The sequence below is a fragment of the Gracilibacillus thailandensis genome (genome assembly GCF_010994055.1).
Taxonomy (GTDB): Bacteria; Bacillota; Bacilli; order Bacillales; family Amphibacillaceae; genus Gracilibacillus; species Gracilibacillus lacisalsi.
Window position 1 is genome coordinate 87,997 of record NZ_WJID01000013.1, and the last position, 12,606, is coordinate 100,602.

Annotated in this window: 18 protein-coding genes; 14 read left to right on the plus strand and 4 right to left on the minus strand. The window is 34.1% G+C overall.

All coding sequences use genetic code 11. From position 1 onward, the window contains the following. Nucleotides 1–10: 10 nt before the first annotated feature. From GH715_RS05700 to GH715_RS05715, 4 genes are all read left to right on the plus strand, one after another. Nucleotides 11–772: a sugar phosphate isomerase/epimerase family protein gene (locus GH715_RS05700; RefSeq protein ID WP_163578471.1), complete on the plus strand. Its 762-nt coding sequence runs from the start codon at nucleotides 11–13 to the stop codon at nucleotides 770–772. Nucleotides 773–977: 205 nt separating this feature from the next. Beyond that, on the plus strand, nucleotides 978–2,627 hold the full coding sequence (locus GH715_RS05705; RefSeq protein ID WP_153834560.1) for a PTS transporter subunit IIBC: 1,650 nt from the start codon (nucleotides 978–980) through the stop codon (nucleotides 2,625–2,627). 1 nt (nucleotide 2,628) lies between these two features. Next, nucleotides 2,629–3,420 (plus strand): endonuclease/exonuclease/phosphatase family protein, encoded by a 792-nt coding sequence (locus tag GH715_RS05710; protein ID WP_153834559.1) that lies wholly within the window; start codon nucleotides 2,629–2,631, stop codon nucleotides 3,418–3,420. 20 nt (nucleotides 3,421–3,440) lie between these two features. Then, nucleotides 3,441–3,932 carry a PTS sugar transporter subunit IIA gene (locus GH715_RS05715; RefSeq protein ID WP_153834558.1) on the plus strand — a complete coding sequence of 164 codons (492 nt, stop codon included), beginning with the start codon at nucleotides 3,441–3,443 and terminating at the stop codon, nucleotides 3,930–3,932. Nucleotides 3,933–4,254: 322 nt separating this feature from the next. Here the strand turns inward: GH715_RS05715 and GH715_RS05720 are convergent, their stop codons facing one another. After that, nucleotides 4,255–5,097 (minus strand): MerR family transcriptional regulator, encoded by an 843-nt coding sequence (locus GH715_RS05720; RefSeq protein ID WP_153834557.1) that lies wholly within the window; start codon nucleotides 5,095–5,097, stop codon nucleotides 4,255–4,257. 79 nt (nucleotides 5,098–5,176) lie between these two features. Between GH715_RS05720 and GH715_RS05725 the strand changes: the two genes are divergently transcribed. Beyond that, nucleotides 5,177–6,388, plus strand: coding sequence for an MFS transporter (locus GH715_RS05725; protein ID WP_153834556.1), 1,212 nt, complete (start codon nucleotides 5,177–5,179; stop codon nucleotides 6,386–6,388). An 82-nt stretch (nucleotides 6,389–6,470) separates the two neighbouring features. After that, entirely contained in the window at nucleotides 6,471–6,833 is a 363-nt protein-coding gene (locus tag GH715_RS05730) for an NIPSNAP family protein (RefSeq protein ID WP_153834555.1), read from the plus strand. Between the two features lie 46 nt (nucleotides 6,834–6,879). Here GH715_RS05730 and GH715_RS05735 read toward each other — a convergent pair whose 3' ends face one another. Continuing rightward, the gene (locus GH715_RS05735; protein ID WP_153834554.1) at nucleotides 6,880–7,881 is read right to left on the minus strand and encodes an HAAS signaling domain-containing protein; all 1,002 of its coding nucleotides are present in this window, start codon (nucleotides 7,879–7,881) and stop codon (nucleotides 6,880–6,882) included. Continuing rightward, nucleotides 7,868–8,230 (minus strand): PadR family transcriptional regulator, encoded by a 363-nt coding sequence (locus GH715_RS05740; protein ID WP_153834553.1) that lies wholly within the window; start codon nucleotides 8,228–8,230, stop codon nucleotides 7,868–7,870. Before GH715_RS05740 ends, GH715_RS05735 begins: the two co-directional genes overlap by 14 nt. A 335-nt stretch (nucleotides 8,231–8,565) precedes the next feature. Here GH715_RS05740 and GH715_RS05745 point away from each other — a divergent pair, with 335 nt between their 5' ends. The 6 genes from GH715_RS05745 (at nucleotide 8,566) to GH715_RS05765 (ending at nucleotide 11,642) form a co-directional block, all read left to right on the plus strand. Beyond that, a complete protein-coding gene (locus GH715_RS05745) occupies nucleotides 8,566–9,030 on the plus strand; it encodes a GNAT family N-acetyltransferase (RefSeq protein ID WP_153834552.1) in 465 nt (154 codons plus the stop codon). A gap of 27 nt (nucleotides 9,031–9,057) precedes the next feature. After that, the gene (locus tag GH715_RS21485; RefSeq protein WP_228760257.1) at nucleotides 9,058–9,294 is read left to right on the plus strand and encodes a hypothetical protein; all 237 of its coding nucleotides are present in this window, start codon (nucleotides 9,058–9,060) and stop codon (nucleotides 9,292–9,294) included. Nucleotides 9,295–9,332: 38 nt separating this feature from the next. Next, nucleotides 9,333–9,557: a GNAT family N-acetyltransferase gene (locus tag GH715_RS21490; RefSeq protein WP_228760256.1), complete on the plus strand. Its 225-nt coding sequence runs from the start codon at nucleotides 9,333–9,335 to the stop codon at nucleotides 9,555–9,557. Between the two features lie 72 nt (nucleotides 9,558–9,629). Further along, on the plus strand, nucleotides 9,630–10,100 hold the full coding sequence (locus GH715_RS05755; protein ID WP_153834551.1) for a VanZ family protein: 471 nt from the start codon (nucleotides 9,630–9,632) through the stop codon (nucleotides 10,098–10,100). An 81-nt stretch (nucleotides 10,101–10,181) separates the two neighbouring features. Then, a complete protein-coding gene (locus tag GH715_RS05760) occupies nucleotides 10,182–10,793 on the plus strand; it encodes a class I SAM-dependent methyltransferase (protein ID WP_163578472.1) in 612 nt (203 codons plus the stop codon). 60 nt (nucleotides 10,794–10,853) lie between these two features. Beyond that, on the plus strand, nucleotides 10,854–11,642 hold the full coding sequence (locus tag GH715_RS05765; RefSeq protein WP_153834550.1) for a phosphotransferase: 789 nt from the start codon (nucleotides 10,854–10,856) through the stop codon (nucleotides 11,640–11,642). A gap of 101 nt (nucleotides 11,643–11,743) precedes the next feature. Here the strand turns inward: GH715_RS05765 and tlp are convergent, their stop codons facing one another. Continuing rightward, a complete protein-coding gene (gene tlp / locus GH715_RS05770) occupies nucleotides 11,744–11,977 on the minus strand; it encodes a small acid-soluble spore protein Tlp (RefSeq protein WP_153834549.1) in 234 nt (77 codons plus the stop codon). Between the two features lie 139 nt (nucleotides 11,978–12,116). Between tlp and GH715_RS05775 the strand changes: the two genes are divergently transcribed. Both GH715_RS05775 and GH715_RS05780 read left to right on the plus strand, forming a co-directional pair. After that, a complete protein-coding gene (locus GH715_RS05775) occupies nucleotides 12,117–12,353 on the plus strand; it encodes a hypothetical protein (RefSeq protein WP_153834548.1) in 237 nt (78 codons plus the stop codon). Nucleotides 12,354–12,430: 77 nt separating this feature from the next. Next, the coding region (locus GH715_RS05780; protein ID WP_205601837.1) for a transposase at nucleotides 12,431–12,606 on the plus strand (176 nt) is incomplete at its 3' end.

The following is a 12,606-nucleotide window of genomic DNA, read 5'->3' on the forward strand; positions in this document are numbered from 1 at the left end:
GGCATTACACATGGGGAAAATTGCAATTCAATTGTATTCTGTACGTGACCATACTTCAAAAGATTTTTTAGGTACTTTACGAAAATTGGGTGAAATGGGTTATGAGGCCGTACAGTTTGCCGGATTCTTTGATACACCTGCCAATGAATTGAAACAAGTAATGGATGAATCAGGTTTAGTGGCTGCTGGCAGTCATATGCCGTTTGACAGTTTAACAGGTGATCAACTAGAAGCTTCATTAACCTATAACAAAACAATTGGTAATGATTTAATTATTTGTCCGATTTTACCGGAAGAGCTAAGAGCAGATGAAGGTGCCTATTACCGTGCTGCAGAAGAATTAAATGAGATTGGACGGAAATGCTCTGAAGCTGGATTCACTTTTGCTTATCACAATCATAATATGGAATTCTTTGATCTTGGTAATGGAAAAAGAGGCTTCGACATTCTTTTTGAGGAAACAGATCGTGAGTATGTAAAGATGGAACTCGATTGTTATTGGGCAACACATGCTGGCGTAGATCCATTACAAACGATCAAAGCATATGATGATCTAGTTGTGTCCTTACACATTAAAGATATGACAGTAGAAAATGGTGAAAAACGTAGCATTGAAATTGGTAAAGGCTCGTTAGATATCGGAACTTTGTGGGAGACAGGTGAATCTGTCGGTGTCGATTGGTATGTAATTGAGCAAGAACAATTCGATGGAGACCCATTAGAAAGCGCCAGAGAAAATGTAGAGAATTTAAAAGCGAAAGTAAGAAAATAAGTATCTTCCCCTATTTATGGTAGTTAGCTATAAATAGGGATTTTTATTTATTCAATAAGAAAAACGAAAGCTTACATTGCGCAATCGATTTCCTATCATATAAAAAACAATTCCCTGTTAATAAAAATATCATTGCAATAATGAAGTTTATAATTTAGAATATATTTGTGCAAACGATTGTATAAAAGAGAAAAGGGGATAATATATGAAAAAGTTTATGTCATTTGAGTTCTGGCAGAAACTTGGAAAGGCTTTATTGGTTGTTGTAGCCGTTATGCCTGCTGCCGGGATTATGATATCATTAGGTAAATTAGTTGCCATGAGTGGTGACGATATTTCTTTATTACTAAGTATTGGTAATGTTATGGAACAATTAGGTTGGGCGATTATTGAAAACCTTCACGTATTATTTGCCGTTGCGATCGGTGGATCATGGGCAAAAGAACGAGCAGGAGGAGCTTTTGCAGCACTATTAGCATTCGTTCTTATTAATCGTGTAACCGGTGCAATTTTTGGTGTGTCAGGAGAAATGGTGAATGACCCTGAAGCATTAGCTACATCATTATTAGGAAGTGAATTAGTTGTAGCTGATTACTTTACGATGATCCTAGATGCTCCTGCTTTAAATATGGGGGTATTTGTAGGGATCATATCTGGCTTTATCGGTGCAAGCATTTTTAATAAATATTATAATTACAATAAACTACCGCAAGCATTAGCATTTTTTAATGGGAAGCGTTTTGTCCCCTTTGTCGTTATTTTGTGGTCCGTTATCGTTGGAATTGTATTATCATTTGTATGGCCTTTCATTCAAGGGTTGCTAAACGACTTTGGTCGCTGGATCGCAACTTCACGAGACTCAGCTCCAATCCTAGCTCCGTTTATATTCGGTACGTTAGAACGTTTGTTACTACCTTTTGGATTGCATCATATGTTGACAGTGCCAATTAATTACACAGAATTAGGTGGTACCTATACCATAATGTCTGGTGCGAATGAGGGAAGTGTTGTGGCTGGACAAGATCCTTTATGGTTGGCTTGGATTTCAGATTTAAATAACCTACTTGCTACAGGAGATGTAAATGCATACAACCAATTATTACAAGATGTTACGCCAGCACGTTTTAAAATGGGACAAATGATTTTAAGTTCAGCTGGATTAATAGCTGCTGCATTAGCAATGTATAAAAATGTTGATAAAGATAAAAAAGCAAAATATAAATCTATGTTTCTATCGGCAGGACTTGCAGTATTTTTAACAGGGGTAACAGAACCGATTGAATTTATGTTTATGTTTGCTGCGCCATTATTATATGTTGTCTATGCCATTGTGGCTGGATTAAGTTTTGCGGTTGTGGATATTATTGATTTACGTATCCATGCTTTCGGTAATATTGAGTTACTGACACGATTGCCAATGACAATTAATGCTGGATTAGTACAAGATATTATTAATTTTGTTATCGTATGTGTCGTATTCTTTGTTCTAAACTATGTTGTTTTCAATTTCTTAATCAAAAAAATGAATTTACCAACACCAGGACGTGCTGGTAATTATACAGATGATGATGGAACGAAGGATAATGTAGACAAAACATTGGGAAATAAAGATGAGCATTCTACTGCAGGACAAATTGTTGCACTTTTAGGTGGAGAAGATAATATTGAAGATGTAGATGCTTGTATGACAAGACTTCGTGTTACCGTTAAAAATATTGAAGAAGTTAAAGAAGAAGAGGAATGGAAGAAGACAGGAGCAATTGGGCTAGTGCTAAAAGATCATGGTGTTCAAGCGATTTACGGACCAAAAGCAGATGTCATGAAATCTGAAGTTCAGGATTACTTAGGAGGTTAAGATGCGCTTATTAACACTAAATTGTCATGCGTGGCAAGAAGATGATCAACTAAATAAAATCAATACATTAGTTAAAACAATCGTAGATAATGATTATGATGTCATTGCATTGCAAGAAGTTAGTCAGAAAGAAGATTCTCCCCTTATTAGTGAGCATATTCGTGAAGACAACTACGGACAAGTAGTGTTGGATAAGTTGAAAAAAATAGGTAAATCAAGTTATCATTTGGTGTGGGCTAGTTGCCATCAAGCTTTTAATGAATATGAAGAAGGGTTAGCGATTATTACAAAACACCCAATTCAGCATGTGGAGAAATTTTATTTGAGCAAATCTACTGATTATTACTTTTGGAAGACACGCGTTGCATTAGTAGTTGATATTGAAGTGGAAGGTGAGATACAAACATTTATGTCATGTCATTTGGGATGGTGGCATGATGTAGAAGAACCAAGTGCTTATCAATTAGATCGATTAAACTATATTGCCAGTCAAAAAGATAATCGAGTATTCCTGTTAGGTGATTTTAATAGTGAAGCAAAGAATCGAGATGAAGGATATGATTATCTAGTTGCTAAAGGATGGTACGATACATATAGTTTAGCAACTGAAAGAGATAGTGGAGTTACGGTCAGTGGAGAAATTGCCGGTTGGAAAGATCATGATGAAGATAAACGGATTGATTTTATTTTTGTTAATTCATTGATTAGTGTAAAATCGTCTATGGTGATCTTTAATGGTAACAATAGCGAGGTTATCTCCGATCATTTTGGGGTAGATGTAATAATAGACTAACAACTGAGGAGGAACTCAATATGTTAAAGAAATTATTTAAGAAAAAGGAAGTAAATACAGATTTGACTGCACCATTAACTGGAAAGTTACTGCCGTTAGAACAAGTACCAGATCAAGTATTTTCGCAAAAAATGATGGGGGATGGCATCGCGATTGAACCTTCTGATAATAATGTCGTATCACCAATTGATGGTGAAGTAGTGGATGTATTTAAGACCAAACATGCAATTAGTTTTAGAACCGATGGTGGTGCAGAAATATTAGTACATATGGGATTGGAAACAGTTCAATTGGATGGAAAAGGTTTCGATATTCATGTGGAAAATGGTCAAAAGGTAAAAAAGGGAGATCGATTAGCTACATTTGATATTGACACGATTGCAGCGGATGGATATAAAACAGTGACTCCCATTATTTTATTAAATGGTGAAGAATTTGCGATCACTAATATGGAGAGTAAACAAGAGGTTGTAGCTGGAGAGGACGTTCTATTTCATATTGAGAAAAAGTAACTAGATAAAAGATGTGGGTTATTGTCTAATGGGTCTGGTTTAAGATGCAAAACTGTAAATAGCTAAAAAAATGAGGTGCAATTCGCACCTCATTTTGAATGTGATTAATATGCGATTGCGTTTTCTACTTTAAGTGAGCTGATGTTAAGAACAGAAGAAGTTGCAAATAAATTCAGGAATCTGCAAGTAAATTAGTAAAGTTGCAAATAAATTCCTGCAAATGCAAATAAATTAGTAAAGCTGCAAATAAATTCCTGCAAATGCAAATAAATTAGTAAAGTTGCAAATAAATCTTGGAACTTGCAAAAAAAAGCGAGAACAATTAGAATGTCATATCTGCCTTAGGTCTCACTTGCATCATAATCTTTGTCACATATTGCTCCTCACTGTTTTTAACGACAGTGTCATAAATATATTCTTCTAAAACATAATCTCCTAATTCTAGATTTAATCGTTCCAGCTCTGACAAAAGTCGTTTATAGGTATGGTGAATTTTCTTATCTTCCCCTTTATGGTATCCGATTAAAAAGTCACCTTTTATAGTCTTTAGGTATGGGTTATCCTTCTGAGAATGAAGTTGTTTTATATATAAATAACTATAATTAGTAAACTCACCCTTCAGCACTTGTTCTCGTTTAGTTAAGCCACCGATAGGGTATCCGGTATCAATATGTAATTTGTACAATTCCTCAACAAAGTCTGAGAACACTTCAAAAAATTCCTCATCTGAAATATTCTCGATATTTTTACTTAAATAATATGTTTGTTCCGGTAATCGTTCAACACTAACTTGATCAAAATCTATACTTGATGCTTTATTCATTAATTCAATTTGTGCATCGATCATATTCTCTTTCATTTCTATTTCCATCCGTTGTTTCGCTACTTTTTCTTTCTGTTTATGCATAATTGATAAGAATTTTTCTGGTGATTTATGTTCAACATATTGACGAATATCATGTAGTGACATGCCCAGATCTTTTAACAAAGTTATGAGTGTAAATAACTCTAATTGGTGAATGGAATAATAGCGGTAGCCTTTTTCGTTTTTTAGCATAGGTGATAAAAGACCAATTTGATCATAATAAAAAAGAGTTTGCTTGTTTACTCTGCAAAGTTTGGCAAATTCACCTGTTGTCAAATATTTAATATTTTTGTCAGTCATTTTTCAACACTCCAGTCTTGACTATATAGTTACTATATACCATAAGATGATTTAGTACACAACAATTAGAAATGGAGAAATGACATTGAAACAATCAATCTTTCGAAATCGCACATATATGTTATTGTTAGTTGCAGGTATTTTTGCGATTGTTGGCTTTAGTATGTTTCTGACAACGACCTCTTGGTATATCATCAATGTATTAAGTTCACCTGGCATCTTGGGAATTGCTTTAATTACGGCAACAGTGCCACGTTTACTATTAATTACTTTTGGTGGAGTATTGGCAGATAAGTACAAAAAAACAACAATTATGTTTGGTACTAACTTGCTGCAAGCACTAGTACTTTTTTGTATTTATTGGCTTGTGGCAAGTGACTCGATGACACTAGCTTTATTATTCGTTACGGTAGGTTTATTTGGTATGCTGGATGCATTTTTTGGACCAGCTAGCTCATCACTGATACCGAAAGTAGTGGAAAAATCGCAATTACAGCAAGCAAATGCTTATTTCCAAGGTATAGATCAAATATCCTTTATTATCGGTCCAATCCTTGCAGGTGTAATCATGGAAACTAGCTCTATAGCGACTAGTTACTTTGTGGCGACTATATTGGTTTTGTTATCTGCTTTCGTAGTTTTTCCACCTTTTATTAAGGAAGGACCAGTAGAGCATAAGGGTGACCAAAGTACATTAGAAGATTTTCGTGAAGGTATTGCCTATATGAAATCTTCTACATTCTTATTAACAGGGATTATTGTGTTGATCACGTTAAATTTCTTTGTATTTGGTGGACTGCAAATTGCTATGCCATTATTAGTTGATCTTCTTGGCGGAACACCGATTAATTTAAGTTTGATGGAGGTTAGCTTAGGGGTTGGTATGGTAATTGGTACGCTGATTATGAGTTTTGTAAAAGTGAAGCGTAAAGGCTTTACATCGCTAATAGGACTTATGGCTTCATTACTTTTCTTAATTATTTTTAGTATTGCAACTAATTTAATGCTCCTGACAACTATATTGTTTTTTATCGGATTTTCGATTGCATTTGTGTTCATCCCTTTTTTCACAGCAGCTCAAGAAAATACCGAAAATCGAATCATGGGGCGAGTAATGAGCATTATCTTCTTGGCGATGAATGGTTTTGATCCAATTGCATATGGAGTTGTAAGTGCGTTAGCTTCAGCAGGAATCGATATTCAGTTAATTTTGCTTGCATCTGGCGTGATTGGTATGGTTATTGCTGTTTGTGTATGGTGGAAAGGAAAAACATTTGTTAGAGCTTATTAATTAGATGTAAAGTTTGTGTAGTATAATAATCAAAAATGAAAGTGTATTAAAAATAGGAGGAAATCAGGGAGGGAGTATTTTCATGTTTTATCGCAGGAAGTTTTACATTGTAAAAAAAGAATTTGTAGAAATCTTTAATTCTCACTTTAATAACACTAATTTGCCGAACCAATTAAAATATGGAGCACGATTGGTTGGTCGCTGGATGAAGGAAAATGATGATGATACGGTAGAAATTTTTGCTATATGGGAATATGATACTTATGAAGAATACTTAGATATTGAGTCCAAAGTAAGAAATGATAAAGCCCATGTTAAAAGAGTTCAAGACTGGTATCAAAAAAATGGTGGTAGAGAACGTGTATTTAATGATTATTTCTTGGAAGTTAAGAACGAAGCGATCGAATCCACTGTGAAGGGGAGTGAGTCAACAACCCGTGATTAAACCACGAGTTGTTGACTGATAATCAACAGTTCTCAATCAACTTACTTTATTTTTTGTTAGCCTTAATCAATCCATCAATAAATTCCCAAATTAATCCTACGATTAGAAGGACTAAAATCCATAATGTAGATTGATTCCAAATCATACTTACAGTTCTATATCCATCACTATTTTCAGTAATTACACCTGCTTGTGTAAGCTCAAGCAGAAAATCAGGGTTCCAAAATGTATTTCCATTTATCATAAATAATACAGCTATAGTTGAAATCACATTAACTATTGCTATATAAGTGACTAGCTTGTAGGTCCACTTACCGTAAATGAGCTTAAGGCATTCTTTTGTTATTCCAATACCCATAATAAGAATAATGAATAATAAAGAAGTAGTATATGTTTCGTTATTTAAAAACGGAACCACATCAGAAAACCCATCTCGAAATATCCAGACCCCTAGGTATTCATTAGAGAAAACAAACATGATGATTAATAACGTATAAAATGTAATACTCACGATTGGCTCATAGTACTTGATTTGTCTTTTTTCATCGGGAATGGGAGCTAAATCCGATGGCTTCCATTCTGTTCCAATCTCTAAATCTTTTGCTTTAATTTCCCCGAAATGGTCCGCGATCGCAAAGCCAAATGTTGTCCAGCCAAAAGCTGCGGGAAGAGCGGTAACAGATGCAACAATTAAATCAACAAAATGATCCAAAATGGTTACTGGATTTATTATAGTTTTTAAAATAAATCCTATTGATATAGATAAAGCAATTGATATGAAAACAAATTTTAATACTAGCATGTAAGTGTCAAAAAGTTCTGGTCCAATTAGATAGTTTTTCGTTCCTTTATATTTTTGAGCTAATTGTCTCGGATCTCCTAGTTCCATTAATACTTCTTCCACATCATTATCTGTAACATCTTCACCTTGGACTCGTTCCTCCAACATATCCTCAATTAAACCGCGAAGCTCTTCTGCAATATCCTCCCTTTGTGATTGAGGGAGCTTCTGAGTGACAGCATAAATATAACGGTCAATCATCTCCATCCTTTTTGCCTCCTTTAATGTCAATAACATTACTCATGCTTTCTACAATTTGTTGCCATTCAACGATCAACAGTTCATAAACTTCTTTACCTGTTTCACTTAATAAGTAATATTTACGTGGTCTTGTTTCCTTTGTGTCCCATTTACTTTCCAGTAGTCCTTGTTTTTCTAGTCTTCTTAAAAGTGGATAAAGTGTCCCAGGTTCTACGTGAATTCCTTTCTCCTCCAACATGGTGACAAGCGAGTAGCCATATTGGGGTTCCGATAGTTGACTCAAAACACTGATCGTAATCGTGCCCCGCCGTAATTCTTGCAATAGTTTATCTAAATATTCATTCGCATCCTTCATCTTATCAACTCCTACATGTATTATACTGTATGTCACACACTATTGTAAAGTGCAAAATATAATTTGTCTCAAAATATTTGTAAAAAACATACTTTCATGAAAAGCAAGAGAGGCTTACATAAGTTTCTGCAGGTAAAACTAATGCCCAAGGCCGTGATGAAACAATTATGGATAATGTGGAAATAAATCAAGGTGAAGTTTTTAATGGAATATTATGTTAAAATAATGTAAGGGAAGAAAGGAGATACAACATTGAAGTGAGAAAAGGTAAAGTAAATGTAACGTGATTCTAGAAGGGTAATGGATTTATAGAGATGGATAGGGAGATATAAAAAATGTCATATAAATTTACTGTCATGACACAAGAAGAAGCTGAAGATATTGCATTTAACTGGCATTACGATGATGAATATTCATTTTATGATATGGAGGCTGACCAAGAAGATTTAGATGAATTCTTAAACCAAGAGAAACGAGGCACTTTGTCTTTTTCAGTAACAAAAGAAAAGGATTTGATTGGCTTTTTGAGTATAAATAGGATTGATGACAAAACGCTTGATATTGCTTTGGGAATGAGACCGGATTTAACAGGATTAAGAAAAGGGGAAGGCTTTTTAAGAAAATGTATAGATTTTCTTAACACTGAATATGAACCACTAAAAATAACCTTATCAGTCGCAACATTTAATAAAAGGGCGATTAAAGTTTATAAAAAAGTTGGATTTATAGGAGTACAAACATTTATGCAAGAAACAAATGGTAGTACATTTGAGTTTCTTAAAATGGAATATAAATACTAAATAAAATACGAGGAGGGAAAGGAGAAAATGGCATTAAGAGATAAAATAATATTAGAAGAAATTTGCGACAATGATATTAATGGATTGTTCACATGTTACTCTAATCATGAAGCAACCGATATTCTAAGAGAAAGTATAAAAATGAAAGAAGAAAAAACAGGAGTAAAATATGTAGCAAAAATAAAAGATGCACTAGATACTGTAGGGTTTATCACATTAAAAAGATATAATTCTACCCATTCTCGAGCAGAAATTGACTTTTAGTTTTACCTGAATACCAGAGAAAAGGCGTTGCGTCAAAAATGATAAAACTATTTCTTGAAGATGTAGCAAACAATTGGGAGTTAGAGAGGCTTACGGCATATGTAGATATGGATAATTATGCTTCTGCTCGATTGTTAGAAAAATATAATTTTGTCAACGAAGGAATTTTACGCTCATGGGTACGTGAAGGCGATGAGTTTTATGATGTTTATTCGTATCGTGTTCTCTTGTCAGAATGGTTTGCCAATAGAAGTTCTGATTAAAAAAGATTCACTCTTGGTATTTTATGTCAAAATAAACCGAAGAATTATTACTTAAAGATGTAAGGTGGATATATGAGAAAGGTAATAAAATTTACTCTGGGGATTTGTTTCATATTATATTTATTTGTATTGATCATACTATTATTTTTTGAAAACAGAGGATATACTGGAACAAACCTATCTTTGATAGAATACATAAAGAACACTTCGAATTTCATACCGTTTAACACCATATATTTTTATGTGCAGGCAATGTTTAACGAAACTTTAAATATAAATATAATTGTACGAAATATTATTGGTAACATTATAGCTTTTATGCCAATGGGCGTGTTCCTACCGCTTTTCATAAGGAAATTAAATAGCGTGACTAGGTTCACCGTTTCCATGATTGTAATCATATTAAGTATCGAAACACTCCAAGCACTTACAAGAAGAGGAAGTTTTGATATAGATGATTTAATTCTTAACGTGTTTGGTGCTTTGTTAGTTTTTACTATTTGGAGATCCAATATTGTTCAGAAACTTGTATCTCAGCGATAGCAGTAATTACCAAGTTTTAACTTCAACTAATAGAGTAATTACCCATAATAAGCACAAAATTACTTTGTAGAGGGTGAGAAGGTGAAAAACGAAAAGCTCATCGAAAAATATGATAAACAGGCTAAGATGTATGAAAATAATCGTGCGAATCAAAAGCTTGCTCGATGGAGAAATAAAATAATAAAAAACGCATACGGAAAAGTCTTGGAGGTGGGAATTGGAGCGGGAGCAAACTTTCCCTATTATGATAGGGATAATGTTGAGGTAACAGGGGTTGATTTTAGTTCAGAGATGATCAAGAGCGCCAAGAGGACAGCAGCACAATTTCAGGTGAAAGCGGAATTTATCCAAGCAGATATTGATGAGCTGGTTTTAGAAGACAACTCTTTTGATTGTATCGTATCAACGCTTTCCCTTTGTAGCTATCCCGATCCAATTGTTACATTAAATAAATTTAATCATTGGTGCCGCAAAGATGGGATTATATTGTTAATGGAACATGGCTTGAGTTCTAATAGCTTTCTTTCCTTCGGTCAAAAAATGATTGATCCACTACATAAAAAGATTTCTGGATGTCATTGTAACAGAAATATCAATGAGATAATGAGAAATTCAAACCTTCAGGTCGATCATATCGAACGTTATTGGTCAGATATCCTCTATTTAATATGGGCGAAGCCGGTTCGATCATAATTAAGTCACTTGTTCTATAGTAACAGAAAGGTAAATAGAGTCACAGAAGGGGGGATTCAAATGTCAAACCATAAAAATGAAAAAATACTATCAGGAGGAAATGTCTCGAACGTTTATCGTTTGGGAAATACTGTACGAAGAGAGTTAAAGAAAGAAAGTCCAAACATTCATAAATTACTAAAGCATTTGGAAACAAAAGGTTTCAGTTATGCACCAAGGTTTTTAGGGATTGATGAAAAAGGGAGAGAGATTTTATCTTTTATTGAAGGGGAAGCTGGTAATTACCCTGTAAAAGAGTATATGTGGTCTGATGAAGTCTTGGTAGAAATAGCGAAAATACTCCGTCTTTATCATGATTCTGTGAGTGATTTTTCATATGATAGCTGGCAACCGATTGATAACACCCCTCAACCATTTGAAGTACTATGCCATAATGATTTTGCAATATACAACATTATATTTCACCATGAAAGACCAATAGGTATTATTGATTTTGATGTTGCTGGACCTGGTCCAAGGCTTTGGGACATGGCTTACACTCTTTATACCTGCATCCCCCTAAGTAGATTTTATCTTTCTGAAAAAGGCGAGAAAGTTTATTATCATTCATCACAGCATGCTAATCGTATAAAGGAGAGAGTTAGAATTTTCTTTGAAGCTTATGGGGAAAGGATGGAAGAAGAGTATTTAGAAATGGTGCTACTCCGTTTAGAAGGGTTATGTAAAACTATTATAAGAAAAGCCAGTGAAGGAGATACAGCGTTTCAAAATATGATTGATGAAGGACATCTTTCCCACTATCAATACGATATTCAATTTATTCGTAATCATTGGCAAGAGTGGGTTTAAGATAAGTTTTTGTTAGGCGTGAGTATAATTAAAAACCAATCTTTCTCGGAAAAGGCATAAAGAATATTCTAATTCCATATGCCTTTTGTATTTTTGAATATCTACTGTTGATCTCGTGCTTCATCTTTAATTTCTTCTCTCATACCTGAAATTGCTTCTTCTCTACGACGATTTTTCTCGATAATTTTTTCTTTTTCTTCTGAAGAAGCAAACTGCATCGTCTCGTGTGCTTCTTCTATATTTTCTATTGTATCTTGCACCTTGTGTTGTAATTTTTCCACATTATCTGAGCGATCATCTGGATTCGGCTGGTTCTGTTGCTTTGTCACTTTCATTCCTCCTTTACATATCATTAATTATATTATGAGTAAGCTGGAAAATAATATGTATGCACTATATTTCGATTTATAGAAAATCATAACTGAATAATTAACAGAGCTTGGACATATTTTCTTGTATGGAGGAGGTATGTTCATGAAAGTATTAGTTCTCCGTTTGAAATTCAAAAGGCTGGTTCTTTTTCGGTTGTTCGTTTATCTTGCTATCGTATTATTGGGAAACTTAGTTAGTGAAGATACAACCATTATTAGAATGAGGTTGATGAGAGACGGGTATATTATCCCTTTTTCTACTATTGCAAACTATCTGTTTAACGTTCTTCAGAAAGAAGTCTCCCTCTTCAAGCGTGTGAAGGGCGTAGCCCAACGGTAAGGGGGAGATGAATTTCGGTTGGGCGAGAGCCCAAAGTTTTTTTATTTAGTCTTTTTCCTCAATATGGTATTATAACAATGAAATTAGACAGTAACAATTATTCAGAATTCTTGATGTATTACCATCTTGTGTTAGTCGTGAAGTATCGAAGAAAAGTAATAGATGATACGATTTCGGATTATGCCAAAAATAAATTTGTGTCATTGAGTGAAAAATATAATATCACATTAGTTGAATGGAACCACGATATGGA

Bases quoted from the DNA above. Each gene is read 5' to 3' on its own strand.
- GH715_RS05700 (WP_163578471.1), top strand. From the start codon at position 11: ATGGGGAAAATTGCAATTCAATTGTATTCTGTACGTGACCATACTTCA.
- GH715_RS05705 (WP_153834560.1), top strand. From the start codon at position 978: ATGAAAAAGTTTATGTCATTTGAGTTCTGGCAGAAACTTGGAAAGGCT.
- GH715_RS05710 (WP_153834559.1), top strand. From the start codon at position 2,629: ATGCGCTTATTAACACTAAATTGTCATGCGTGGCAAGAAGATGATCAA.
- GH715_RS05715 (WP_153834558.1), top strand. From the start codon at position 3,441: ATGTTAAAGAAATTATTTAAGAAAAAGGAAGTAAATACAGATTTGACT.
- GH715_RS05720 (WP_153834557.1), bottom strand. From the start codon at position 5,097: ATGACTGACAAAAATATTAAATATTTGACAACAGGTGAATTTGCCAAA.
- GH715_RS05725 (WP_153834556.1), top strand. From the start codon at position 5,177: ATGACATTGAAACAATCAATCTTTCGAAATCGCACATATATGTTATTG.
- GH715_RS05730 (WP_153834555.1), top strand. From the start codon at position 6,471: ATGTTTTATCGCAGGAAGTTTTACATTGTAAAAAAAGAATTTGTAGAA.
- GH715_RS05735 (WP_153834554.1), bottom strand. From the start codon at position 7,881: ATGGAGATGATTGACCGTTATATTTATGCTGTCACTCAGAAGCTCCCT.
- GH715_RS05740 (WP_153834553.1), bottom strand. From the start codon at position 8,230: ATGAAGGATGCGAATGAATATTTAGATAAACTATTGCAAGAATTACGG.
- GH715_RS05745 (WP_153834552.1), top strand. From the start codon at position 8,566: ATGTCATATAAATTTACTGTCATGACACAAGAAGAAGCTGAAGATATT.
- GH715_RS21485 (WP_228760257.1), top strand. From the start codon at position 9,058: ATGGCATTAAGAGATAAAATAATATTAGAAGAAATTTGCGACAATGAT.
- GH715_RS21490 (WP_228760256.1), top strand. From the start codon at position 9,333: ATGATAAAACTATTTCTTGAAGATGTAGCAAACAATTGGGAGTTAGAG.
- GH715_RS05755 (WP_153834551.1), top strand. From the start codon at position 9,630: ATGAGAAAGGTAATAAAATTTACTCTGGGGATTTGTTTCATATTATAT.
- GH715_RS05765 (WP_153834550.1), top strand. From the start codon at position 10,854: ATGTCAAACCATAAAAATGAAAAAATACTATCAGGAGGAAATGTCTCG.
- tlp (WP_153834549.1), bottom strand. From the start codon at position 11,977: ATGAAAGTGACAAAGCAACAGAACCAGCCGAATCCAGATGATCGCTCA.
- GH715_RS05775 (WP_153834548.1), top strand. From the start codon at position 12,117: ATGAAAGTATTAGTTCTCCGTTTGAAATTCAAAAGGCTGGTTCTTTTT.